Source organism: Rhodococcus sp. 14-2483-1-1 (genome assembly GCF_002259335.1).
In the GTDB taxonomy this organism is placed as follows: domain Bacteria; phylum Actinomycetota; class Actinomycetes; order Mycobacteriales; family Mycobacteriaceae; genus Rhodococcoides.
In genome coordinates this window covers 127,762-150,903 of the sequence record NZ_NPFX01000014.1, presented here as the reverse complement: position 1 = coordinate 150,903, position 23,142 = coordinate 127,762, and the positions used below count along the sequence as shown (strand labels likewise).

The 23,142-nt window shown below is 64.2% G+C and carries 22 protein-coding genes, 1 tRNA gene and 1 pseudogene; 9 read left to right on the top strand and 15 right to left on the bottom strand.

The features are described 5' to 3' along the window. Window positions 1-15: 15 nt before the first annotated feature. The 6 genes and pseudogenes from CH294_RS11995 to CH294_RS11970 all read right to left on the bottom strand — a co-directional run bounded on the left by CH294_RS11995 (window position 16) and on the right by CH294_RS11970 (window position 8,035). A complete protein-coding gene (locus tag CH294_RS11995; RefSeq protein ID WP_170944731.1) occupies window positions 16-1,914 on the bottom strand; it encodes an ABC transporter ATP-binding protein in 1,899 nt (632 codons plus the stop codon). A 56-nt stretch (window positions 1,915-1,970) separates the two neighbouring features. Continuing rightward, entirely contained in the window at window positions 1,971-3,704 is a 1,734-nt protein-coding gene (locus tag CH294_RS11990; protein ID WP_094738064.1) for an ABC transporter ATP-binding protein, read from the bottom strand. 86 nt (window positions 3,705-3,790) lie between these two features. Further along, on the bottom strand, window positions 3,791-6,088 hold the full coding sequence (locus CH294_RS11985; RefSeq protein ID WP_094618057.1) for an MMPL family transporter: 2,298 nt from the start codon (window positions 6,086-6,088) through the stop codon (window positions 3,791-3,793). 110 nt (window positions 6,089-6,198) lie between these two features. Next, window positions 6,199-6,798: pseudogene (locus tag CH294_RS11980) on the bottom strand (TetR family transcriptional regulator); the annotation flags it as partial. 95 nt (window positions 6,799-6,893) lie between these two features. Further along, a complete protein-coding gene (locus CH294_RS11975; RefSeq protein ID WP_094738062.1) occupies window positions 6,894-7,352 on the bottom strand; it encodes an Rrf2 family transcriptional regulator in 459 nt (152 codons plus the stop codon). 47 nt (window positions 7,353-7,399) lie between these two features. Continuing rightward, window positions 7,400-8,035 carry a heme-binding protein gene (locus CH294_RS11970; RefSeq protein WP_094738061.1) on the bottom strand — a complete coding sequence of 212 codons (636 nt, stop codon included), beginning with the start codon at window positions 8,033-8,035 and terminating at the stop codon, window positions 7,400-7,402. 114 nt (window positions 8,036-8,149) lie between these two features. On the opposite strand from CH294_RS11970, the gene CH294_RS11965 reads away from it, so the two are divergent. Then, on the top strand, window positions 8,150-9,055 hold the full coding sequence (locus tag CH294_RS11965; protein ID WP_094738060.1) for a sterol desaturase family protein: 906 nt from the start codon (window positions 8,150-8,152) through the stop codon (window positions 9,053-9,055). Here the strand turns inward: CH294_RS11965 and CH294_RS11960 are convergent. Next, window positions 9,036-9,725 carry a YceI family protein gene (locus tag CH294_RS11960; RefSeq protein WP_037154725.1) on the bottom strand — a complete coding sequence of 230 codons (690 nt, stop codon included), beginning with the start codon at window positions 9,723-9,725 and terminating at the stop codon, window positions 9,036-9,038. The two genes, CH294_RS11965 and CH294_RS11960, sit on opposite strands and share 20 nt — an antisense overlap. Window positions 9,726-9,845: 120 nt before the next feature. Between CH294_RS11960 and CH294_RS11955 the strand changes: the two genes are divergently transcribed. The 3 genes from CH294_RS11955 to CH294_RS11945 are packed head-to-tail and all read left to right on the top strand — an operon-like array spanning window position 9,846 to window position 12,258. Next, complete coding sequence (locus tag CH294_RS11955) at window positions 9,846-10,856, top strand: PHP domain-containing protein (protein ID WP_094738383.1); 1,011 nt, start codon at window positions 9,846-9,848, stop codon at window positions 10,854-10,856. Beyond that, the gene (locus CH294_RS11950) at window positions 10,853-11,767 is read left to right on the top strand and encodes an alpha/beta hydrolase (protein ID WP_094738059.1); all 915 of its coding nucleotides are present in this window, start codon (window positions 10,853-10,855) and stop codon (window positions 11,765-11,767) included. The genes CH294_RS11955 and CH294_RS11950 overlap by 4 nt, the downstream gene beginning before the upstream one ends. 35 nt (window positions 11,768-11,802) lie before the next feature. After that, window positions 11,803-12,258 carry a hypothetical protein gene (locus CH294_RS11945; RefSeq protein WP_094738058.1) on the top strand — a complete coding sequence of 152 codons (456 nt, stop codon included), beginning with the start codon at window positions 11,803-11,805 and terminating at the stop codon, window positions 12,256-12,258. 443 nt (window positions 12,259-12,701) lie between these two features. Here the strand turns inward: CH294_RS11945 and CH294_RS11940 are convergent. From CH294_RS11940 to CH294_RS11925, 4 genes are all read right to left on the bottom strand, one after another. Then, window positions 12,702-12,791, bottom strand: a tRNA-Ser gene (locus CH294_RS11940). Window positions 12,792-12,849: 58 nt separating this feature from the next. After that, window positions 12,850-13,047, bottom strand: coding sequence for a CsbD family protein (locus tag CH294_RS11935; protein WP_032404959.1), 198 nt, complete (start codon window positions 13,045-13,047; stop codon window positions 12,850-12,852). 93 nt (window positions 13,048-13,140) lie between these two features. Further along, window positions 13,141-13,596 (bottom strand): nucleoside deaminase, encoded by a 456-nt coding sequence (locus CH294_RS11930; protein WP_032379928.1) that lies wholly within the window; start codon window positions 13,594-13,596, stop codon window positions 13,141-13,143. Window positions 13,597-13,599: 3 nt separating this feature from the next. Continuing rightward, entirely contained in the window at window positions 13,600-14,139 is a 540-nt protein-coding gene (locus tag CH294_RS11925) for a tRNA adenosine deaminase-associated protein (RefSeq protein ID WP_008712456.1), read from the bottom strand. Window positions 14,140-14,220: 81 nt separating this feature from the next. On the opposite strand from CH294_RS11925, the gene CH294_RS11920 reads away from it, so the two are divergent. After that, on the top strand, window positions 14,221-15,174 hold the full coding sequence (locus tag CH294_RS11920; protein ID WP_170944698.1) for a prephenate dehydrogenase: 954 nt from the start codon (window positions 14,221-14,223) through the stop codon (window positions 15,172-15,174). On the opposite strand, the gene CH294_RS11915 is transcribed toward CH294_RS11920, so the two are convergent. Further along, a complete protein-coding gene (locus CH294_RS11915; protein WP_032380655.1) occupies window positions 15,147-15,662 on the bottom strand; it encodes a putative glycolipid-binding domain-containing protein in 516 nt (171 codons plus the stop codon). The genes CH294_RS11920 and CH294_RS11915 overlap by 28 nt on opposite strands. Before the next feature lie 189 nt (window positions 15,663-15,851). Between CH294_RS11915 and CH294_RS11910 the strand changes: the two genes are divergently transcribed. Beyond that, the gene (locus CH294_RS11910) at window positions 15,852-16,193 is read left to right on the top strand and encodes a hypothetical protein (protein ID WP_249305243.1); all 342 of its coding nucleotides are present in this window, start codon (window positions 15,852-15,854) and stop codon (window positions 16,191-16,193) included. Window positions 16,194-16,215: 22 nt separating this feature from the next. Here the strand turns inward: CH294_RS11910 and CH294_RS11905 are convergent, their stop codons facing one another. The 3 genes from CH294_RS11905 to CH294_RS11895 are packed head-to-tail and all read right to left on the bottom strand — an operon-like array spanning window position 16,216 to window position 20,243. Further along, the gene (locus CH294_RS11905; RefSeq protein ID WP_230592581.1) at window positions 16,216-16,593 is read right to left on the bottom strand and encodes a hypothetical protein; all 378 of its coding nucleotides are present in this window, start codon (window positions 16,591-16,593) and stop codon (window positions 16,216-16,218) included. Between the two features lie 40 nt (window positions 16,594-16,633). After that, window positions 16,634-18,457 (bottom strand): ABC transporter ATP-binding protein, encoded by a 1,824-nt coding sequence (locus CH294_RS11900; RefSeq protein WP_094703704.1) that lies wholly within the window; start codon window positions 18,455-18,457, stop codon window positions 16,634-16,636. Continuing rightward, a complete protein-coding gene (locus CH294_RS11895) occupies window positions 18,450-20,243 on the bottom strand; it encodes an ABC transporter ATP-binding protein (RefSeq protein WP_037154742.1) in 1,794 nt (597 codons plus the stop codon). The genes CH294_RS11900 and CH294_RS11895 overlap by 8 nt, the downstream gene beginning before the upstream one ends. Before the next feature lie 178 nt (window positions 20,244-20,421). Between CH294_RS11895 and dcm the strand changes: the two genes are divergently transcribed. From dcm to CH294_RS11875, 3 genes are all read left to right on the top strand, one after another. Continuing rightward, on the top strand, window positions 20,422-21,570 hold the full coding sequence (gene dcm / locus CH294_RS11890) for a DNA (cytosine-5-)-methyltransferase (RefSeq protein ID WP_094738382.1): 1,149 nt from the start codon (window positions 20,422-20,424) through the stop codon (window positions 21,568-21,570). After that, window positions 21,567-21,983: a very short patch repair endonuclease gene (locus CH294_RS11885; RefSeq protein ID WP_037154744.1), complete on the top strand. Its 417-nt coding sequence runs from the start codon at window positions 21,567-21,569 to the stop codon at window positions 21,981-21,983. Before dcm ends, CH294_RS11885 begins: the two co-directional genes overlap by 4 nt. A 97-nt stretch (window positions 21,984-22,080) precedes the next feature. Next, complete coding sequence (locus CH294_RS11875) at window positions 22,081-23,142, top strand: hypothetical protein (protein ID WP_141216493.1); 1,062 nt, start codon at window positions 22,081-22,083, stop codon at window positions 23,140-23,142.

The following is a 23,142-nucleotide window of genomic DNA, read 5'->3' as shown; positions in this document are numbered from 1 at the left end:
GCGGCAGTGGCGCGGTTAAGTGCCCTCTGAGGCACTTATTCCTGCCACTGCGGCGCCAGCCGCATTGAGGCGGAAGTACGCACCCCTGGCCTCGAGGAGTTCCTCGTGATTACCCTGCTCCACGATGCTGCCGTTCTCCATCACCACGATCGTGTCCGCGTCGCGGATTGTCGAGAGGCGGTGCGCAATAACAAAACTGGTGCGATCGCTGCGCAGTTTCGCGGTGGCCTTCTGCACCAGTAGCTCGGTTCGAGTGTCGACGGAGCTGGTGGCCTCGTCGAGGATGAGGATCAACGGCTTGGCCAGGAAGGCGCGGGCGATGGTGATGAGCTGCTTCTCGCCGGCGCTGACGTTGTTGCCCTCCTCGTCGATGATCGTGTCGTAGCCGTCGGGCAGCGAGTGCACGAATCGGTCCACGTAGCTCACCCGCGCAGCCTCGAGGATTTCCTCTTCGCTGGCACTCGGGTCGCCGTAGGCGATGTTGTCGCGAATGGTTCCGCCGAACAACCAGGTGTCCTGCAGCACCATGCCGGTGCGAGCGCGCAGTTCTTCGCGGGTCATCTTCCTGGTGTCGACGCCGTCGAGAGTGATGCGGCCCGAGTCGATCTCGTAGAACCGCATGATGAGGTTGACCAGTGTGGTCTTTCCTGCACCGGTGGGACCGACGATCGCGACCAGGTGACCGGGATCGGCGACCAGCGAGAGGTTTTCGATAAGCGGGCGATCAGCCGAGTAGCCGAAGGAGACATTCTCGAATTCGACGCGTCCCCGTCGCTCGATCGGCCGTACCGCATCGGCCGGATCTGCATCCTCTTCCTCGGCGTCGAGCACCTCGAAGATGCGCTCGGCAGAGGCCACACCGGACTGGATGAGGTTCACCATCGAACCGACCTGAGTGAGCGGCTGAGTGAACTGACGCGAGTACTGGATGAAGGCCTGTACTTCACCGAGGCTGAGCGTGCCGGACGCGACCCGCAGCCCTCCGACGACGGCGATGACCACGTAGTTGATGTTTCCGAGGAACATGATGACGGGCATGATCATGCCGGAGATGAACTGGGCTCGGAAGCTGGACTGGAAGAGCTTCTCGTTGCGATCGCCGAACTCGCGTTCTACGTCTTCCTGTCGACCGAAGGCCTTGACGATCTCGTGGCCGGTGTAGGTCTCCTCGATCTGGGCGTTCAGCTTTCCGGTGTGCTTCCACTGTGCGACGAAGTGCGGCTGCGAACGCTTGGCGATGACGGCGGTCACCGCGAACGACGCCGGAATGGTCAGCACCGCAACGAGAGCCAGCAGTGGAGAGATCCAGATCATCACACCGAGGATGCCGAGCACGGTGAGAATGCCGGTGATCAACTGACTGAGTGTCTGCTGCAGGCTGGTCGAGACGTTGTCGATGTCGTTGGTGACGCGGCTGAGCGTCTCACCGCGCGCATTGTTGTCGAAGTACTTCAGCGGCAGTCGATGCACCTTGGCCTCGACGCTGCCGCGCAACAACAGGATTCGACGCTGCAGCGCGATGTTGAGAATGTAGCCCTGAGCCCAGGCGAGCAGTGACGACAGCACGTACAGGACGAGGACCCACATCAGGACGGTTCCGACAGCACCGAAATCGATACCTGCACCGGGGATGACATTCATACCTGACAGCAGATCGGCCGTCGAATCGTTCCCGGCTGCCCGAAGCCCGTCGATCGCTTGCTCTTTCGTCTGACCGGGCTCGAGCCCCCTCCCGACGACGCCGTCGAAGATCAGGTCGGTCGCGTGGCCGAGCACGGTCGGCGCGGCAACGGTGAGCACGGTGCTGGCGATACCGAAGGCCAGCATCACCGACAGGAGCACCTTCTCAGGAGCGAGTAGGCCGACCAATCGCTTGAACGAACCCTTGAAGTTACGGGCCTTGGTACCCGGCATCACAGTCTTGGCGACGGGGGCGTCGTCCTTCTCTTCCGTCTTCTCCACCTGTGCGGTCACAGTGCACCGGCCACGGCGCGCTGCGAGTCGACGATCTCGGCGTAGGTGGGGCAATCGGCCATCAATTGGTCGTGGGTACCCACACCTACCGGCTTTCCGTCGTCGAGTACGAGTATCTGGTCGGCATCGATGATGGTCGAGACGCGTTGAGCGACAACGATCATGCATGCATCTCGCGTCACCGGCCTCAGTGCCGCGCGCAGATTGGCATCGGTCGTCAGATCCAGTGCGGAGAACGAGTCGTCGAACAGGTAGATGCTGGGTTTGCGCACCAGCGCACGAGCGATGGCCAGGCGTTGACGCTGACCACCGGACACCGTCGTACCACCCTGTGCGACGGGTGTTTCCAGTCCCTCGGGCATTGCGCGCACGAAGTCGGCACCCTGTGCGATCTCGAGTGCCTCCCACAGTTCCGCGTCGGTGGCGTCGGACTTGCCGTACCGCAGATTGCTGGCGATGGTGCCCGAGAACAGATATGGCTTCTGTGGGATCAGACCGATCTCGGAACGCAGCAGATCCAGATCGAGTTCGCGGATATCGACTCCCCCGACGCGTACCTCGCCGCCGGTGACGTCGATCAATCGCGGAATCAGGTTGACCAGCGTGGACTTTCCGGAACCGGTACCGCCGATGATCGCGGTGACCTTGCCTGCTTCGGCCCGCAGGTTCACTCCACAGAGCACCGGATATTCGGCACCGGGGAAAGAGAATTCGGCGTTGACGAGCTCGACCGTTCCCGGCGAGGATGCGAAAGTCTTGGGCTTGTCCGGCAACACGACCGACGATTCGGTGGCGAGTACCTCACTGATGCGATCGGCACACACCGACGCGCGGGGCACCATCATCGCGATGAACGAGGCCATCATCACCGACATCAGGATGAGCATGATGTAGCTCAGAAGAGCTGTGAGAGAGCCGATCTGCATGGTGCCCTGATCGATGGCATGGCCACCGAACCAGATGACGGCCACGCTGGTGACGTTGCTGATGAGCATGACCGTCGGGAACATCAAGGCCATGAGCCGCCCGACGCGTAGTGCGGTTTCGGTGAGTGCGGTGTTGGCCGCTCCGAACCGGTCGACCTCGAAGTCCTCTCGGACGAACGCCCGCACCACGCGAATTCCGGTGATCTGTTCACGCAGAACACGATTGACGGCGTCGATGCGCTTCTGCATCGAACGGAAGGCCGGCACCATCTTGATGATGATCAGGCCCATGGAGATCGCCAGCCCCGGTACCGCGATCAACAGGATCCAGGACAGGCCGAGATCTTCGCGCAGCGACATCACGATGCCGCCGACGCACATGATCGGAGCCATCACCACGATGGTGAACCCCATGACGATCACCAACTGCACCTGCTGAACGTCGTTGGTGTTGCGGGTGATCAGCGACGGCGCACCGAACTGGCCGACCTCACGAGCCGAGAACGTGCCGACGCGGTGCAGGATCGCCCCACGCAGGTCACGTCCGACGCCCATGGCCGCGCGAGCACCGATGAACACTGCGGCCACCGAGCTGATGATCTGTACTGCCGAGACCACCAGCATCAGTCCGCCGGCGGAGAGGATGTAACCCGTGTCGCCGGTGGTGACGCCCTTGTCGATGATGTCGGCGTTGAGGCTGGGCAGGAACAGCGCCGCCAACGTGGCGACGAGTTGCAGCAGAACCAACGCGACGATCGGCAGCTTGTACGGGGCCAGATACGTGCGCAGCAGGGGAATCAGCATGATGGCCGAAGATTACTCGTACACATGGATGACAGTCTCTCCGTTTTTCGAGTGTTGCGGGCAATCTTCGGCCGACCGGTTAGGACCTAAGCAGGTACAGAATCCTTCTCCGGAGCCGTCTTCAGCTTGGCACCTTCGATGTCGACGTTGGGCAAGATCTTGTCCAGCCACTTCGGCAGCCACCAGGCCTTGTCTCCCAGCAGCGCCATCACCGACGGAATCAGCACCATGCGCACGACGAACGCGTCGAAGAACACGGCAGCGGCGAGCGCGAAGCCGATGGACTTGATGAACGAGTCCGGCTCGGCGATGAACGCAGCGAACACCGAGATCATGATCACTGCAGCCGAGGTGACGACGCGTGCGCCGTACTTGAAACCGTTGACGACGGCATCCTTGGCGGCGGCTCCGTGGACGAACTCCTCACGCATACGCGAGACGAGGAACACCTGGTAGTCCATCGCGAGACCGAACACCACACCGATGAGGAAGATCGGCATGAAGCTGACGATCGGCTGCGGGTTGGAGATCAGGCCGAGTCCGCCCTCTTGGAAGATGAACACCGTGGCACCGAAGGTCGCGAGCACGCTGAGCAGGAACCCGAGCGTTGCGGTCAGTGGCACCAGGATGGAGCGGAACACCAGCATCAGCAGTACGAATGCCAGGCCGACCACCACTGCGAGGTACGGGATCAGGGCGTCCTGCAGTCGTTCCGAGACGTCCAGTTCGAGTGCCGTCTGACCGGTGACTCCGTAGGAGACGCCGTCGCTGGCCACGACGCCGGGTTCGGCGTCGCGCAGATTCGCCACGAGGTTCTTTGTCTGCTCACTGTTCGGCGAGGACGACGGGGTGACCAGGATCTGTGCGGTGTCCCCAGCCTGGTTGACGGCGATGATCTGGGCGTTGGTCACGTCGGATTGCCCGGTGATGGTCTCGACGACCTTGCCGAACGACGCCGTCCGATCGGCCTCGGCGACGTTGGACGCGTCGGCGATGACCAGCAGTGGGCCGTTGCGTCCCGGCCCGAAGCCCTCGTCGACGATGTCGTAGGCCTGACGTGCGGGCGTCGACGGGTCGGCGGTAGCGGTGGACGGCAGCGCCAACGACAGACCGGTGGTAGGTCCTGCGATGACGCCGAGCAGGACGATGCCGCCGATCAGTCCCAGTGCGGGCCTCTTCACCAGGAACCGAGCCCAACGCAGTCCGTTGGTGGGGGTGGCGTTGGGGTCTTCCGGGTCGGTGGTGTTGACGAACTTGATCTTGCCTGCGAAGGCCTTGCCCTTGTACAGACCGAGCATCGCCGGCAGGAAGGTGAGCGCGATCAGTACCGCGACGAACACTGCAAAACCTGCGGCGAGACCCATCTGCGACAGGAACGGAATACCGACGACTCGCAGGGCGACGAGGGCGATGAGCACCGTGGCACCGGCGAACACCACGGCCGATCCCGCCGTTCCCACGGACCGTCCGACGGCTTCCTCGCGGTTGTCGGTGAGCGTCAGCTCGTGTCGGTAGCGGGCGAGGATGAACAGGGAGTAGTCGATCGCGACGGCGAGACCGATCATGATCGCGAGCACCGGAGTGAACGACGACAGGCTCGCGAAGCCGGACGCCGTGGTGATCGCGAGGCTCGAGATACCGATTCCGACGATGGCGGTGATGAGCGGCAGGCTGGCAGCCGCAGCGGATCCGAACATGATGAGCAGGACGACGGCGGCGACGGCGAGGCCGACGATTTCCGAACTGCCACCGGGCGAGACGTTCTCCTGCGCGACGGTACCGCCGAGGAGGACGGTCAGTCCGGCGTCACGAGCGGGCTGTGCCGCCTCGTCGAGCTGGGTGCGGATCTGGTCGGTGACGTCGGCCAGTTCGACGTTGATCGGCACGGTGATCGTGCCGACGTTGCCGTTGGGGCTGAGCGGGGACGTGGCCGCTGCGTCGGCTGCTACCTGGTCTGCGGGAGTGCCCGCGTCCGTTGCCGCCTGGGTGTACCGCTCGATGATCGACTGGTTGGCCGCAACCGGATTCGCCAGTGGCTGAGCACCTTCGGCGGGTTTGGCGGCGTCGACCTTCTCGATCTCGGCGATGGTGGCGTCGATCGCCGAGGTGTACTGCGGAGTGTCCAGCGACTGCCCGTCGGGTGCCTGGAACACGTACTCGGCGCTGACCGCGGTCAGCGGATCCTCGGCGGTGCCGAAGCGCTCGGACTGCAGGTCCAGTGCAGCCTGCGCGGGCGTGCCCGGGATGCTGAACGAGTTCGCGGTGGGACCGGACAGCGTCGCGGCACCCACTCCGGCGAGGACCAGAATCGCCAGCCACAGTCCGAGGACGATGCCCTTGCGTCGGTACGCGAATCTTCCGATTCGGTAGAGATAGGTGGCCACTGTCAAGCTCCTCGGTTGGGTTCGGACGTGGGGGTGTGTGGTTCGGGTTCGGGAGTGGAGCCTGCGGAACGACCCTTGGGCTCGGGAGTGGAGCCTGCGGAACGACCCTTGGGCTCGGGAAGTCCCGCGCGGAGTTGGTCGAAGGCGTCTTCGATGAGGGCCCTGGGCGTCGATCCTCCCGCCGGGTCGTTCATCCAGATGTTCAGCGCTGCTGTGACGGCTCCACCGACAGCCATTTGCAGCAAGTTGGGGTAGAGATCGGTGTCGATATCGGTGCCGGTTCGTTCGGCGATGGCCTCGCCGAGTTTGCGGGTCAGTGAGTGGTGCATTTCGAGTCTGCGGGCCATCAGGGCGGGGTTGGCCTCGATGAGCCGCGCTGCCGCGAAGGTATCGTCCAGATCCCGGCCGGGGTCCGCGACGAGGTTGATTGCTATGTGCCGCAACGAGTCCCAGATCGGCTCTGTCGACGGCCTGGCGCGCAGGAGCTCGAACCATTCGAGGGCCGAGACCTCGATGTGGTGCAGAACCGCTTCCTCTTTGTTGGAGAAGTAGTTGTGGAACGTGCGGGTGGAGACTCCCGCCTCGTGCGCGATGGCGTCGGCGGTGACCGCGTCGAAGCCGTGCAGCTTTCCCAGACGCACGGCCGCCAGACCGAGAGCGTCGCGGGTAGCGGCCTTCTTCAGATCACGAAGGCCCGTCGGAGAAGTCACGATTACCAACGTACGGAACTTGCACGGTTCTGCAAGTTTGCAGAGACGTGCAATTTTGTCGATCGCGCCACACCTGACCGTCGGTGTGACTCAGGTCATCGACGAGCCCACGCCGTTGGCTCGTTGACCAGCTCTTTCACGAATCCCGGCAGATCGTCCTCGACGATATCCGCGAGCGACACTGCCTCGAGGACCGCGCGCAAATTGACGCGCACCGCCAGCCACACCCGGGTGAGCGGCTCGGCCGGGCCGGCATACTCGGCGTCCTCGGGCCGTTGACCACGCACCGACGCCAGCGGCCCCTCGACGGACCTGATCACATCGGCAACAGAAATGTCCGACGCCTCCCGCGCCAACCAATAGCCGCCGTCGGGCCCCCGCCTGCTGCAGACCAGGTCCGCGCGACGCAGATCCGAGAGCACCGACTCGAGAAACTTGTGCGGAATACCTTGCGCGGCGGCCAGCGCCTCGGCTTTCGCGGGGCCCTGCCCGCCGACCGCTGCCAGTTCGATGAGCGTCCGCACCGCATAGTCCGCCCTCGCCGTGATGTGCACCCATCAATTCCTATCATTTCGGTAGGAAATTAGCGAGCAGTCGCCGGTCAGGAACCTTCCGGTACCACCACAACCACCTCGTTGCGACGCAGTGGCGCCAACGTCCAGGGCGGATCGTAGAACCAGGTCATCGGCTCACCCAGCATCTCGATGTCGTGTGCGCGCAGCGCTGCGGTCAACGCCGCCATCTGAGGTTCGACGTCGTCGCGGCCGCGCCCACCGCTGAAGCGCAGCACAGCCACCGTCTCCGCCGGAACCGACGTCAACGTCACGCGGTCGTCGTCGGGCTTCGGAAGCGTGTCCATCGTCCACTTCGACGGCATGAAGAACCGGACGACCCAGCCGTCGCTGCCGGGTGTGCTCGACACGGGAGCCGTCATCGCGATCTTCTGCGAGCCTGCGGACGACTGACTGACAGGAGCGGTCATCGCGACCTTCTGCTTACCCCCGTTTGCACCGAAGATGTACCTGGCCAGGCGACGAAATCCCTCCTGGCGTGCCTCTTCTTCATCTGCGTCGACGGTGGTCTGGGCCGCGATGCGCGGTTCGTAGCGACGAATCTCCACCGCATCGGTCAGTCGACGGCTCGTGTGCGGCGGCTCCTCCGTACCGACCCGAATTCCGACGACACCCAACGCGGCCTCGCCCACCTGTCCGATCGTGGACGTGATCTTCTTCAACAATGTTCCACTCCGCTCTCTCGGCCGACAGGTGCGCACATTCCACGGTACGAGCTGTGGGAAACCTGGTCCGACAGCGTTACACTTCCTCCGTTACTGTCACGCACTGGAGGTTCGATGAGCGAGTGGATCGGCTCGGCGTGGAATGCACTGCCTGAACCGCTGCGCGATCCCGTCGCGCTGGCCATCCCCGCGTTCGCGCTGCTATTGACGATCGAATGGATCGCAGCGGCGAAGCTCGAAGACGGTGCACGCGGCGGTTACTCCGGCAGAGACGCGCGGGCCAGCCTGAGCATGGGCCTGGTGTCGATCGTGACCACCACGGCATGGAAGGCGCTGGCGTTGGTCGGCTACACGGCCATCTACGTCTACCTCGCACCGTGGCACCTTCCCGCAGACGCCTGGTACACCTGGGTGATTCTGATCCTGGGCGTCGACCTGCTGTTCTACGGATATCACCGCATCGCGCATCGAACTCGAATCATCTGGGCGACGCATCAGTCCCACCATTCGAGCGAGTACTTCAACTTCGCCGCGGCGCTGCGACAGAAGTGGAACAACAGCGGCGAGGTCATCATGTGGCTGCCACTCCCCCTGTTGGGCATGCCGCCGTGGATGGTGTTCGTCGGATTCTCGATCAACCTCGTCTATCAGTTCTGGGTGCACACCGAGCGCATCGACCGGCTCCCGCGCCCGTTCGAGTACGTCTTCAACACGCCCTCCCATCACCGCGTCCATCACGGCCGCGATCCGCAGTACCTCGACAAGAACTACGGCGGAATCCTCATCGTCTGGGATCGGTTGTTCGGAACGTACGCCGAGGAGGTCGAGCGGCCGAACTACGGATTGACCACGCCTGTCGACACGTTCAACATCTGGACCCTCCAGACACACGAATACCGCAACATCGCACGGGATGTTGCGGCATCGCGGTCGTGGAAGGAACGCGTCGGATATCTCGTCGGACCGCCGGGATGGACGCCGGAGGCCCCACGAGAACGAGCTACTGCCGGCTCAGATTGATCAGGAAGTCGACGGTGCCCGAATCCTCGACGGTGACGAAACCGAGCGACGGCGGTTCGACGCCGTAATCGGCCCATGTCGTCGGAATGGCACCCGACGCGATGAGCGTGTCACCGGATTGCAGTACCTGCATCTCCACCGAGACGGGGCGAGTCTGATCCTTGAGCGTCAACGTGCCCTCGGCCGTGACGGTTTCGGAGGTTCCATCCTTGGGGAGGCCGGACAGATCGATCGGCGAGTCGATCGTGAACGTCGCCGTCGGATACGTCGCGGTGTCGAAGATGTTGCCGCGGAACTGGTTGTCTCGGCGATCGCTGTCGGTGGTGATCGAATTGGTCTGCACCACAACCTCACCGGTGGTCAAGGAGTTGTCGGCGATGCTGACCGAACCGCTGACCTCGGGCGTCGACCCGACAACGGTCACGTCCGAGCCGTTGAGTACCTCGTCGACGGTGTAGCCCGCCGCGGTGGTGTTCGACGCGTCGCCTGGGGTGACGGTCCATGTTCCGTTCAGATCCTCGGTCGTCGCCGCCTGCGCGCCCGAGGTGTCGACGGACGCCGCTGGGGCGGCGTCTTCTTGAAACGACGCGTAGATCTTGGGCCCGAAGTACAGCCCGAGTGCCACGAGCACAACGACAACCACGCCTACGATCCACCATTTCTTGGTCATGACTGCCGATGATAGTTGCAGCTTCAAGCCCATGGGAGATGAGCGACCTGGTAACTCCCTGAGAGTTTTGTCCGTTTACCCCGTGCGCACGTGTCGGTACCGGCAGGCACAATGGAACGCATGGATCCGGTGGACGCACTTCGAGAGATCGGATACTGGCTCGAGCGCTCACGCTCGGACACCCACCGCGTCAAGGCCTATCGGCGAGCCGCCGATGTCGTCGAATCTCTCGGTCCTGCACAACGATCCGAGCACGAGAAGGCCGACAGTTGGTCCTCACTGGCCGGCATCGGAGCCAAGACCTCGCTGATCATTCGTCAGGCTCTGACGCAGGACGTTCCGGACTATCTGGCCGAGCAACGAAACGCTGCCGAGCCCATCGGCAACAACGACCTCCGCGCCGCGCTCAAGGGTGATCTGCACACCCATTCCAACTGGTCCGACGGCGGTAGCCCCATCGAGGAGATGATGCGTACCGCGGCCAGGCTCGGCCACGAGTACTGCGCGCTGACCGATCATTCCCCGCGCCTGAAGGTCGCGAACGGCCTCACCGCCGAGCGTCTGCGCGCCCAACTCGACATCGTCGCCGAACTCAACGAACGGCTCGCACCGTTCCGCATCCTCACCGGAATCGAAGTCGACATCCTCGACGACGGTTCGCTCGACCAGGACGAAGGCCTGCTCGCCGAGCTGGACGTGGTGGTGGCGAGCGTGCACTCCAACCTGCGTGCCGATTCGAAGGCGATGACCAAACGCATGGTCACCGCCATCGCGAACCCGCACGTCGACGTCCTCGGCCACTGCACCGGACGGCTCGTCGAGGGCGGTCGCGGCACCAGGCCCGAATCGACATTCGACGCGCCCGTGGTGTTCGAGGGCTGCCGCCAATTCGGCACCGCGGTGGAGATCAATGCCCGACCCGAACGACAGGATCCACCCGAGCGCCTCATCGACATCGCGCTCGAACGCGAGTGCCTGTTCTCCATCGACACCGATGCGCACGCACCAGGCCAGCTCGACTGGCAGGGGTACGGCTGTATCCGCGCCGAGGCCCGCGGTGTGCCCGCGGAGCGAGTGATCAACACCTGGCCGCTCGACGAACTGCTCGATTGGACGGCACAGCGCGCGTGAACCGTCGCCACTTCCTCTCCGGCCTGCTCGCGGTGGCGCTGGTCGGCTGCAGCTCCACCGACACCGATTCCTCACCGAGTACGGCCGAGACGTATTCGGCTGCGCTGCAACCGGTCTCGGGCCCTGTTGGCGACCCTGTCCGATTGAAGTACGGATACGATCCGGACAACATCGGCGATCTCTACCTCCCCGACAACAACGCCACCTCACTACCGGTGGTGATGATGATTCACGGAGGCGGATGGCAGGAGGATCTCGACCTGTCGTACTTCGAGCAGATGTCGGCGGCCATCGCCGACGAGGGCATCGCCGTGTGGAACGTCGAATATCGGCGCGGTCCGAACAACTGGGCCAACACCCTCTCCGACGTCGACGACGCCACCGAGGCATTGGCAACCGTCGTACAGGACGCAGCAGGCGGAAGGCTCGATCTCGATCGCGTCCACGTCGCCGGACACTCGGCCGGCGGGCAGCTGGCCGCATGGGTGGCCGCTCGACACCTGATGCCCGTCGACGCGCCGGGAGCGGAACCGAGAATCAAGCCGCGTAGCGCCACCATCATGGCCGGCGTGTTCGACATGAAGCGGGCGGCCACACTCGGAAACGACAAGTTCGTGCCGGTCTTCCTCGGCGGCATGCCGAACGAGGTACCGGGCCGCTACAAGATCGCGTCGCCCATCGAATATCTCCCCCTCGACGTTCCGCTGACTGCGCTGCACGGTGACGCCGATCAGACGGTGTCGGTCAATCAGAGCCGCGTCTACGTCGATGCAGCGACCAAGGCGGGCAGCACCGACACCGAACTCGTCGTACTTCCCGGAGCCGGACACGGCGCGTTTCTCGACCCGAAGAACCGGGCCTGGTCGACGGCATTGAGCACCATCACCGGACGTGCGCAGACCCTTCTCTGACGTCGGTGGTTCTGGCGGGGTGGTACACAGTTGCGATGAACGGAAAAATCGCGACCGGATTGCTCGGGCTGATCGTGGCAGTCTCGATTGCCGGATGCAGCGACGATGCGTCGACCGAGGCCGCGTCGACCACCTCCGCCGCGACCAGCACAACGACGTCTGCCGCGGCCTCCACGACAGTCCCCGCCAGCACCACGCTCGACGCCCCGGCACCCGCGGACACTTCTGAGTCCGAGGCACCTGCTGCCGAACCCGCCGCCCCCACCGATCCAACCTCGGGCGTCACCGGCGAAGCGCTGTACCAGCAGACCTGTACCCAGTTTTTGCCGTCCATCGATGCACTCGAACAAACCGGAATCTCCGATCGCGCCAAGTCGGTCGAGGGTCTGCGCAACGAAATGACCACCGCGCCGAGTTGGAACACCGTGCCGCCCAGTGATCAGGAACAAATTCTGCGTGGACTCGACGCCGCGGGTACGGGGCAATGCTGAGCGTCTGAACCGCTGGAGTTCGGCAGCCCCGGCGATCCCGGCCCCGGTGATCCCGCCCGGTGATCCCGCAAACGCGCGCGCACTTGCCAAGAGCGCGCGAAATAGACCCCGAAACGGTGGCGAATCCGCGCGCATACGACGAATGCGCGCGCGTTTGCGACAGAGTTGGCCGCAGAGAACCGAAACCCTGCACCCGTGTACCAGCACCCGTGAACTCCTGAGTGCGCCCACTTCTGCCCACCTCCGCCCGGCGATCCCGCCCGGTGATCCCGCAAACGCGCGCGCACTTGCCAAGAGCGCGCGAAATAGACACCGAAACGGTGGCGAATCCGCGCGCATACAACGAATGCGCGCGCGTTTGCGGCGGACCCCAACCCGGCCGCACACCCATGCCCCCAGCACACAAAAAAACTCCCCACCCGACGGATCGGGTGGGGAGTTCTTGGCGGTGGCGGAGGGATTTGAACCCTCGGAGGGGGTGAACCCTCACACGCTTTCGAGGCGTGCTCCTTAGGCCGCTCGGACACGCCACCGCAGAAGACTGTACCGGAATGACGGCCTGAGGCTAAATCGCCTGCTCAGCACATAAAACTAGTTGCCGGTGAGCTTGTCCTTGATGTTCGACGCTGCGTCCTTGACCTTCTCGACGCCGTCCTTCACTGCGGCCGACGTCTGATCGCCCTTGCCCTCTGCTTCGAGGTCCTTGTCTCCGGTGGCCGAACCTGCGGCTTCTTTCGCCTTGCCGCCGAGGTCTTCGGTCTTGTTCGAAATCTTGTCGCCGAGTCCCATGAATGTCTCCTTCGCAAGTTCGGAGCGCAGCGTTGCGCTCTGCCCTCCACCCTCCACAAAATTGGACATCGGGGCCACCGTGTGACGAGATCGTTATCTCTGGCGAGCGAAGAACCTGGTCAACACTTCGGCGCATTCGGCTTCGAGTACCCCGCCGCGAACCTGAGGGCGATGAGTGAGTCGACGATCCCGCACGACGTCCCACAGCGAGCCGACGGCTCCGGTTTTGGGTTCCCACGCGCCGAACACCACAGCGCCGACGCGGGCCAATACCAGCGCCCCCGCGCACATCGTGCAGGGTTCCAGCGTGACGGCCAGGGTGCAGCCCTCGAGTCGCCAACCGTCACCGTGCACCGCCGCTGCTCGACGCAACGCGATCACTTCCGCGTGTCCGGTGGGGTCGCCCGACGCCTCCCGCGCATTGCAGGCCCGGGCGATCTCGCGTCCCGAGGCGTCGAACACGACGGCTCCGACGGGTACATCGGCATCCGATGCCTCGGCCGCGGCCGAGAGCGCTGCGCGGATCATGTCCGCGTCGGACACCACCATCGGTCAGCGTCGCAGCTTGTTCACCGCTGCGGCGAACTCGTCCTCGAAGCCCAGACGTTCGGCGATGGACTGCAATTGCTCGTCGGGGTAGTCGTCGGTCTCGGCGACGATGATGCCCAGCACGGCCTCGGGTAGTCCGAGGTCGGCGAGCAGGGCGAGGTCGCCTTCCTCGTACGGTTCGATGTCGTCGAGCTCGTCGGGGTCGACGTCGGGGATCTCGATGTTCAACGCATCGAGAACGTCCGCAGCAATTTCGTAGTCCACTGCGGCGACCGCGTCGGACAGCAGCAGGCGCGTGCCGTTCGGTGCCGGACGCAGGATCACGAAGAATTCCTCGTCCACGTCGAGCAGCCCGAACACGGCACCCGAGCTGCGAAGTTCACGCAATTCGGTCTCCGCCGCCGACAGGCTGGTCAGTGCATCGTCGGACAGCGGCGTCACGGTCCACTTGCCGTCCTCTCGGACAACTGCAACGCCGAATCCCTCGAGGTCGTCGTACTCCGATGCGGATGCGCGATTGTCTTTCGCGCGCTGTGCGGCCATGGCCGCAACGGTAGTCCGGTATGGGTCGGTATTCGAAGTCCACCTCCCATCGACAGCACCCACCTGTGCCAATCTGATCGGGTGACTTCTTCCTCGGTGTGCGTTCTCGGTCTAGGACTGATCGGTGGGTCGATTCTGCGCGCAGCACACGGTGCCGGCCGTCAGGCGTGGGGATGGAACCGATCGGCCGACGCGATCGCCGGTGCTACAGCCGACGGATACGACGTCGGCACCGACCTGACAGCTGCTTTGACCAGGGCATCCAAGGAGGATGCGCTGATCGTCATCGCCGTCCCGATGCCCGCTGTCGATTCCATTCTGGCCGCCGTCGCCGAGCACGCACCCTCGGCTCCGCTGACCGATGTGGTCAGCGTCAAGGCCGAGGTCGCTGCCGCTGTGACTGCTCGCGGACTGCAGGCGCGCTATGTCGGCGGGCACCCGATGGCGGGCACCAATCATTCGGGCTGGTCCGCCACCGACCCCACGCTGTTCGCCGACGCGGTGTGGGTGGTGTCCACGGACCCCGACGTAGACGCGGACGTATGGGTCCGCGTGGCCCGGCTCGCCCTGGACTGCGGCTCGGTGGTGGTGCCGGCCGAGAGCATCGAGCACGATCGCGCCGTGGCCCGGATCTCCCACCTACCGCATCTGCTGGCCGAGGCACTGGCGATCGTCGGAGCGGCCGGCGGACCGTTGGCGTTGGGCCTGGCTGCGGGCTCGTTTCGCGACGGGACGCGGGTGGCGTCGTCGTCACCGAATCTCGTCCGGGCGATGACCGAGGGCAACGCAGCCGCGCTACGGACTGCACTCGACGAAGCGATGCATGCGCTCACCGCAGCGCGCGAAGAACTGGACAAGAACTCGACGAAAACGCTGGTCGACGCCGGAAACGCAGCGCGGCTGCAGTACGAGCAGCACCAGCGTTTCGAGATCACCGACATCACCCCGGGGGAGCCGGGGTGGCGAGAAAAACTGCAGGACGCGGGTCGACGCGGCGGCGTCGTGCGTCAGATCCGTTCGGCCAGTCCGGGGTAATCGAGAACGAATCCCTCGGCATCGACCGTGACTGACGACGTCGACACCGGCGAGATGACGTGGATGCCCTCGGAACCACTGCTGTAGGTCAGCGTGGCCTCCTGGATGCTGAGGTCGAGGAGATTGACGTACACCGTCGGCACTTCGAGGTCCTGGACCTGGGTGTGCAGACCGAAGCGACGGATCGGCAGCGTGTTGAAGAACGGACTGAGAACCATGTCGACGTCGAGAGCGCCGCTGTAGGTCGAGCGCTGATGGCTGGCGCTGTTCTCCACCATCCAGTAGCCCTCGTCGTCTCGGCTGACGGACGCCTGCCGATCACCGGAGGCGAGCGAAGTGCGCACCGACAGCCGCTTGGTGACGCCGTACTCGTCGGTCACCAGGTCGTAGGACGCGCTGAAAGCGGGATGATCGGCACACGCGGCACCGATGATGCGTCCGGCAGCCTTGATTCGGTTGCCGGAGAGCTGAACGCGCACCGACTCCATGCGGGGAACATCGTGGGCTCGCCACGTCAGGATCGAGGGCCAGGTTTTCGCGTCGGTGGAGTCGGACGCAGGGACGGAGGCATGCTCGGCACCCGATGCTTGAGTGATCACCCATCTACGGTAGGCGACGAGCCCCCCTCGAGAACAAGCGGACGTGCCTTTTCCCGCACATTACTTAAGGTGATGACCGTGACGACAGAGAACACAGGCGGCGGGCAGTTCGATTTCGCACATTCCGAACAGGCTGCCAAGAGTCGACAGGACAAGGCGACGGCATTGGCGCGCTATGTCTGGGATCGCGGTATCACCGGAGCCGAACTGCTCGACCTCACCGACGCCGTCCGCAGGAAACTCGCCCGCGCCGCCGACCTGCACCCGCCGAGCACGATGGAAACGTGGACCATCGTGGCCGAGCTGCTCGACCGCAAATCCTCATGGGCGGCCGAACACCCCGGTCACGACGGGGCGACGCCCCAGCACGCCGACGAGAAGATCATGTGGGTCAAGCCGCCCATCACTCCCTGGACGTGATCAGCCGGTCACCAGGCCGATCTCACTGGCGATAGATCTCCACGTGGGCACCGGTGACCACACCGAGAGTCGACGTCGGCTGGTCCCAGCTCGAACCGCAGTTACCCGACGCCTGACCTGTCGGCACGAAGTATCGGCTCGACGAGGTGTAGGGACCGACCGCCAGGAACGGAACGGCGGCGGTGACATGAAAGCCCCAACATTCGGTGATCAGTACGTACTCCCTCCCCGGAGGCGCACCGGTGTCGTGACACGTTGCAGACGCGCCGAAGGCATCGTGGGCGATGGAGCAATCCTGAGTGTCAGCATGGGAAACGCCTGCGCCGATGATTGCTGAAAAGGCCAGACCTGAGACGACGACGGTGGCAACTCGTGTTGCCGCTACAAATGTTCTTCTCATACAGGTCATTTCGCTGGGGACCGACGACGCGTTACGAAAATCAGACCAGCGAGTCTTCCCACGCCTCGTGCAGGTGCGCGAAGCGTCCCTCCCCCGCGATGAGATCCTCGGGAGTTCCGTCCTCGACGATGTCGCCGTCGGACATGACCAGAACGCGATCCGCAATGGCCACCGTCGACAGGCGGTGCGCGATGATCAGCGCCGTTCGCCCCTGCAGGATGGTCTCGAGTGCACGCTGCACCAGCCGCTCGCTCGGGATGTCCAGACTCGATGTTGCCTCGTCGAGCACGATCACCGACGGCGCCGCGAGGAACACCCGCGCGAATGCCACCAATTGCCTTTGCCCCGAGGACAATCGGCCACCGCGCTTGCGTACGTCGGTATCGATGCCGTCGGGCAGCGACGCGATGAACTCGGTCAGTCCGACGGCGTCGGCCGCAGCCCGCACGTCCGCATCGGTCGCCGTCGGGCGTCCGAGACGGATGTTGTCTGCCACCGAACCGGAGAACAGGAACGACTCCTGCGTCACCATGACGACGTTGCGGCGTAGGTCCTCGTCGCTGATCTCCCGCATGTCGATGCCGTCGAGTCGCACGGCTCCGGCCGTCGGATCGTAGAAGCGCGCCAACAGCTTTGCCAGTGTCGACTTTCCGGCTCCGGTGGCCCCGACCATCGCGACCACCTGACCTGCGGGCACGTGCAACGAGAACTCGGGCAGCACAACGCGCTCGGAGCCGTAGGAGAAGTGCACGTCATCGAACGTGATGTCGCCTTTCACGGTTCCGATCTCGACCGGATTCTTCGGCGCGATCACCGACGGTTCCTCCTCGAGCACACCGGAGATCTTCTCCAGCGCAGCCGCGGCGGACTGGTAGGCGTTGAACACCATCGCCAACTCGTCGAGCGGCCCGTAGAACCGTCGGAGATACAGCACGTAGGCCGCAAGCACGCCGATGTCCATGTGGCCGTTGATCACTCGCCAGCTACCGAACACCAGGATGATCGCGAGCGTGACGTTGCCGATCCAGCGCACGATGCCGGTGTAGCTCGCCATGCCGCGCAACGCCGCGGTGGTGGCGTCGCGATACTCCGAATCCTCGGTGCTGAGAATGGCGTCGTTGCGGCCCTCGCGTCTGAACACCTGTACTGCGCGAATGCCGCCCATCGACTCCACGAAGTGGACCACAACGCGCGCGATCGCCACCCGTGTTCGACGGTATCCCTGACGTTGGCGACGCTGCGACCACCGGGTGACGAGCACCAGCGGAACGAAGCCGGCCAGCACGATCAACGCCATCGGCACATCGAGATACACAAGGATGATCGCGATCGACACCATCGACAGGATGGCCGTCAATGCATCGTTGAGCGCACTCTCGAGCAAGGTCTGCAGAGACTCGACGTCGCTGGTCAGTCGCGAGATCAGCCGTCCCGAGGTGTATTTCTCGTGGAACGACAGGCTCAGCTTCTGTGCATGATCGAACACCCGGCCACGCAGGTCGTAGAGGATGTTCTGGCTGAGCCGCCCCGAGACGGTGAGAAACGCATAGGTGGTGAACATTCCGAGCAGACCGAAGCCGGTGTAGCCGCCGACCGCCCACAGCAACGGACCCCAATCGCCCTGCCCCGCAGCGCCGACGCCGTTGTCCAGTGCATAGGCGATGAACAGTGGGCCCGCCACGTAGGTGATGTTGTCGACCAGAATGATCAGGAACGACAGCAGGGCCTGCTTCTTGTACGGGCGCACCAGTGATGCCAGCAAGCGACGAGAACGTCCGGCCAGCACCAGGTTTCCGGTGGCGTCGACCTCGGATTCCTCCCCGCCGACGCCCCGCCAATCCTCGGTGGCGCTCTGATCACTCATGGACCGACCCCATCACCTCGCGGTACCGCGGCGACGACGCCAACAGTCCCTCGTGTGTTCCCTGCTCCACAATTGTTCCGTTCTCGAGATAGAGCACGCGGTCGGCCAACGCAGCGGTCGACGGCCGGTGTGCCACCAGCACTGTCGTCGAATGCGCCAACACGCGCCGCAACTCCTTCTGTACTTTCGCTTCGGTGTCCACGTCGAGCGCGGACAGCGGGTCGTCGAGCACCAGCACCCGTGGCTTGCCCAGCACCGCGCGTGCCAACGCGAGCCGCTGCCGCTGTCCGCCGGACAGGCTCATGCCCTGCTCTCCGATGCGAGTGGCCAAACCCCACGGCAGCCGCTCGACGAAATCCGTTGCGTGCGCGATCTCCAACGCCTCCGCAATCTCCGCGTCGGACGCCCCAGGAGAACCGAGTGCGATGTTCTCGCGCGCACTGGCCGAGAACAGCACCGGATCCTCGAAGGCCACCGACACGATGGAACGCAGGTCCGACAACCGCATCGAGGCCACGTCGATACCGTCGATCGTGATGGACCCCTCGGTGACGTCGAACAGCCGAGGAACCAGGTTGGTCAGTGCGGTCTTTCCGCTGCCGGTGTTACCGACGAGCGCAACGGTCTCCCCCGGCTCGACGACAAAACTGACATCCTCGAGCAGCGGCAAGGACGAGTCGGGAAAGGTGAATCCCACGCGGTCGAATTGCACTCGGCCACGGATTCTTTCGGGCAGTTCGACGGGATTGTCTGGATCGGTGACGGTTTCGGGAGTGTCCATGATCTCCCAGTACCGATCCGCTGCTGTACGTGCATTGTTCAGCTCGGCCAGCAGGTAGCCGAACGATTCGATCGGCCACAACAGGAACGTGACGATGGCGATGGCCGCAACGAGGGTGCCGACCGTCATCGTGCCCTGCACGATCGAGTACGTCCCCACGGCCAGAATCGCTCCGATGGTGATCGGTTGCAGCCCGACTATGACGGCCCAGATGATCGCGAGGTAGCGCACCTTCTTCAGCTCGGTTCCGCGAAGAGTACGAGCCTGCCGAAGAAACTGCTTGCCCAGGTGCGCACTTCGACCGAACGCCTTCAGGACGCGAATGCCCTGGATGGATTCCTCGACCGTCGTCGTGACATCTCCCGCCTGATCCTGAGCATCACGCGCTACGACGCGGTACAGCGTCTCGAACTTGGTGCAGGCGATCACCAGCGGCACCGACGTCACCAGCATGATCAGCCCCAATTGCCAGGACTGCACCAGCAATACGCCGATACCCACCACGAGCGTGACGGCGTTGATGATGATGAACGGGCCGATGAAGGCCATGAACCGGCGCAGCGAACCGAGATCGGCGATGGCGCGCGAGAGCAGCTGCCCCGATTCCCAACTTTCATGCGCCGCAACCGAGAGCCGTTGCAATTTGTCGAATACTGTTGCACGAGCTGTGATCTCGAATTGACTCGACGGCCTGGACACCAGGTAACGCCGCACCCAAATCCCGGCCGCGTCGATGGTGCCCAACAGCAAAATCAACGCTGCGGGCCACCACACCGCCGAGAAATTGCGATCGGTGATGGGTCCGTCGATGACGCGCTGTATCACCAGAGGAATGACCAGACCGGTCAGAGTCGCGATGAGCGAGACCACGATCGAGCCGATGTAGAACCACTTGTACGGGGCCAGGAACGGCGCAAAACGCTGCAGTGAGCTGGGCACCTTCGCCGTGTCCGGGTATGGCTGATCGCGGGTTCGGGTTTCGGGATCGAGCACACCCGTAGACACAGTTCTTCTCCTTATTGCTGTGCTCGAATGATTTCATTGCACAGGCTCAGTTTCCAACCGATTTTTCGGCGCTCGCATTCCAGTGTGAAACCTCGAGCTAGGTCGAGGTCAAGGCCGACCACTCTCGAGTACCGTAGGACCGTCGGGCGAGAGAAGGGCACACGTGAGCGCACGGTCGATGGTCGGGTTGTTCGCGGGAATCGGCGGGCTCGAGCTGGGGCTGGCCGAGGCGGGCTGGTCGACGCAGTTGCTGTGCGAGGTCGATCCCGGAGCCCAAGCCGTCCTCACCGCCCGTATGCCTCACGTCCCCCTGCACAGCGATGTCACCACACTTCGCAGCCTGCCTGCCGACACCGAACTGGTAGCGGCAGGCTTCCCGTGCCAGGACCTGTCCCAGGCTGGACGCACCGCCGGCATCACCGGTGCCCGATCCGGCCTGGTCGACGAGGTGTTCCGGCTGGTCACGCGGCGGCGCGGCCCGCGCTGGCTGCTGATCGAAAACGTGCCGTTCATGCTGCAACTCGGCCGCGGGGCCGCCATGCGGCACATCACCGACGCACTCGAAGATCTCGGTTACATGTGGGCCTACCGCGTCGTCGACGCCCGAGCGTTCGGATTGCCGCAGCGTCGGCAGCGGGTGGTGATGCTGGCCTCGCGCACCGACGATCCGCGCGAGGTGCTGTTCTCCCAGGATGCAGGCCAGTTGCCCGACGGCGACCCGAGCACCCAGCCGTGCGGGTTCTACTGGACCGAGGGAATCCGCGGACTGGGCTGGGCCGTCAACGCGGTCCCGACGCTCAAGGGCGGGTCCTCACTCGGCATTGCCAGTCCCCCGGCGGTGCGGTTGCCGTCCGGGGAAATCGTCACGCCCGGCATCATCGGGGCCGAGCGTCTGCAGGGATTCGATCCGGACTGGACGCTGCCTGCCGTCCAGCAGCCCGGCGTCCGCAGCGGACATCGCTGGAAGCTCGTCGGCAATGCCGTCAGTGTGCGGATGGCGTCATGGGCCGCGCGCGCTCTCGACGACCCGAAGCCCTACGACGCCTCGAACGATGCGACTGTTCTGCCTGGCCAGGCCTGGCCGACAGCAGCCTGGGGACGTGACCGGACGACGTTCAAGGTGACGATCTCGACCATGCCGGTGCACGAACCGTACGAGGACCTGGCCGGCTTTCTCGACGACTCGAAGCTGCTCTCCGCACGCGCGACCGCCGGATTTCTCAAACGGGCCCGGGCCGGCAGCCTCCGTTTCGCTCCGGGATTCCTCGACGATCTCGACGCCCACCTCGAGCGCATGGGCGGATACGCCGAGCGGGTTCCGGTGTGAGCGCTTCCCGGCCGATAACCGATGCGAAAACCAGCGCGAGACTGAGCAAGCAGAAACGCCGCGACACCAAACCGGAGGTGGCCCTGCGGCGGGCACTGCACCGGCGAGGTCTGCGGTATTTCGTCGATCGTGCTCCGCTGAAGGGCATGCGGCGTCGAGCAGATCTGGTGTTCCCCAAACGCAAAGTCGCGGTCTACGTTGACGGTTGCTTCTGGCACAGCTGCCCGGTGCACGCGACCAAGCCCCGCAACAACGCTCAGTGGTGGGCCGACAAATTGGCCGCCAACGTCGCCCGCGATCGCGACACCGATGAGAAGCTCCTCGCGGAGGGCTGGCGCGTGGTGCGCATCTGGGAACACGAAGATCCCGCCGTCGCCGCCGACCGCGTTGAGAACGAACTCCAAGCTGAATAATCTGGGTCATTCCGCGGGCTCCACTCCCGCCTGAAACCCTTTCCCGTCCCCGCGCGTCCAACCCCATGATCGGTCGATTCGAGTTCGGGGGAAAACAGTGCGCAGAAATTGGTTGCTCGCGGCAGTGGCGCTGGCGATGTCGGTATCGACGAGCGGATGCGCGGTGGTGTTGCTCGGCAGCGCCTTCCCCGCTGGCAGTTCGTCGCCCACCGGCAGTTCTTTACCGCCGAACAGGTACGGATTCGAGATGTCGGAGGCAGACCAATATCTGGCCGACACGGCAGCATTCGTACGCAGTCTCGATCCCTGTGGTTTTCTCACCGAGGCCGATCTCGCTGCCCTCGGCACCGTGGTCCAGCTCCGCCCCGATGGCGAGTTGAGCACGTGCTCGGCCAGCCTGAATTCTGGGAGATCGAGCGCCACCGACTCCGTCTCGATCGATCTGAACGGATATCAACCGACGTCCGACGACACGGACTACGAGCAGATCACGATCGGTGACGAACAGGTGTATCTGGACAACTCGTCGCAAGGGTCGTGCCGCATCGGGTTTCCGCTCCGCGACGAGTTCGAGGGCTCCGCCCCGGGGCCCATGGACGGTTTCCACACCGAATCCGGCCGCGGCTTCGCCACGATCGACGTCTATCGCGCCGACGCGGACGCCTGCTCCGCAGCAAAGTCGGCGACCGAGACCGCACTGCGTCTCTTGGAGGATCCACCGCTGCGCGCCGATTCGAAGTACAACCTCCCGCTTGCCTCGAGAGATGTATGCGCCGTCTTGGAACACTTGCCCGCAACCTGGACGGTGGACCGCTGGAACCCTCCCTCCGATCCGTACCGTTGCCACTTCACGGCGTCCTCGGCAACGTTCGAGGACAACGTGGCGATGCTCGACGTCACTCTCGACTACGTCGACGGTGACATGCGTTCGAATGACCGCAAGACCGTCGAGCAGGGCGGCTACACCGTCGAAACACGCGGCTCGGAATCGGCGTGCTTCGCGGACATCGTGTTGGGCAACCCCGTGCTCGGTATGCCCGAGAAAGACGACACTGCCGCCCTCTTTGCCCGCACGGTTCCCACACTGACCGTCCTGACCGACCAGTGCGAGTCCGCGGTCGCACTGGCGGTGGCAGCTGCCGATGTACTGACTGGCTAG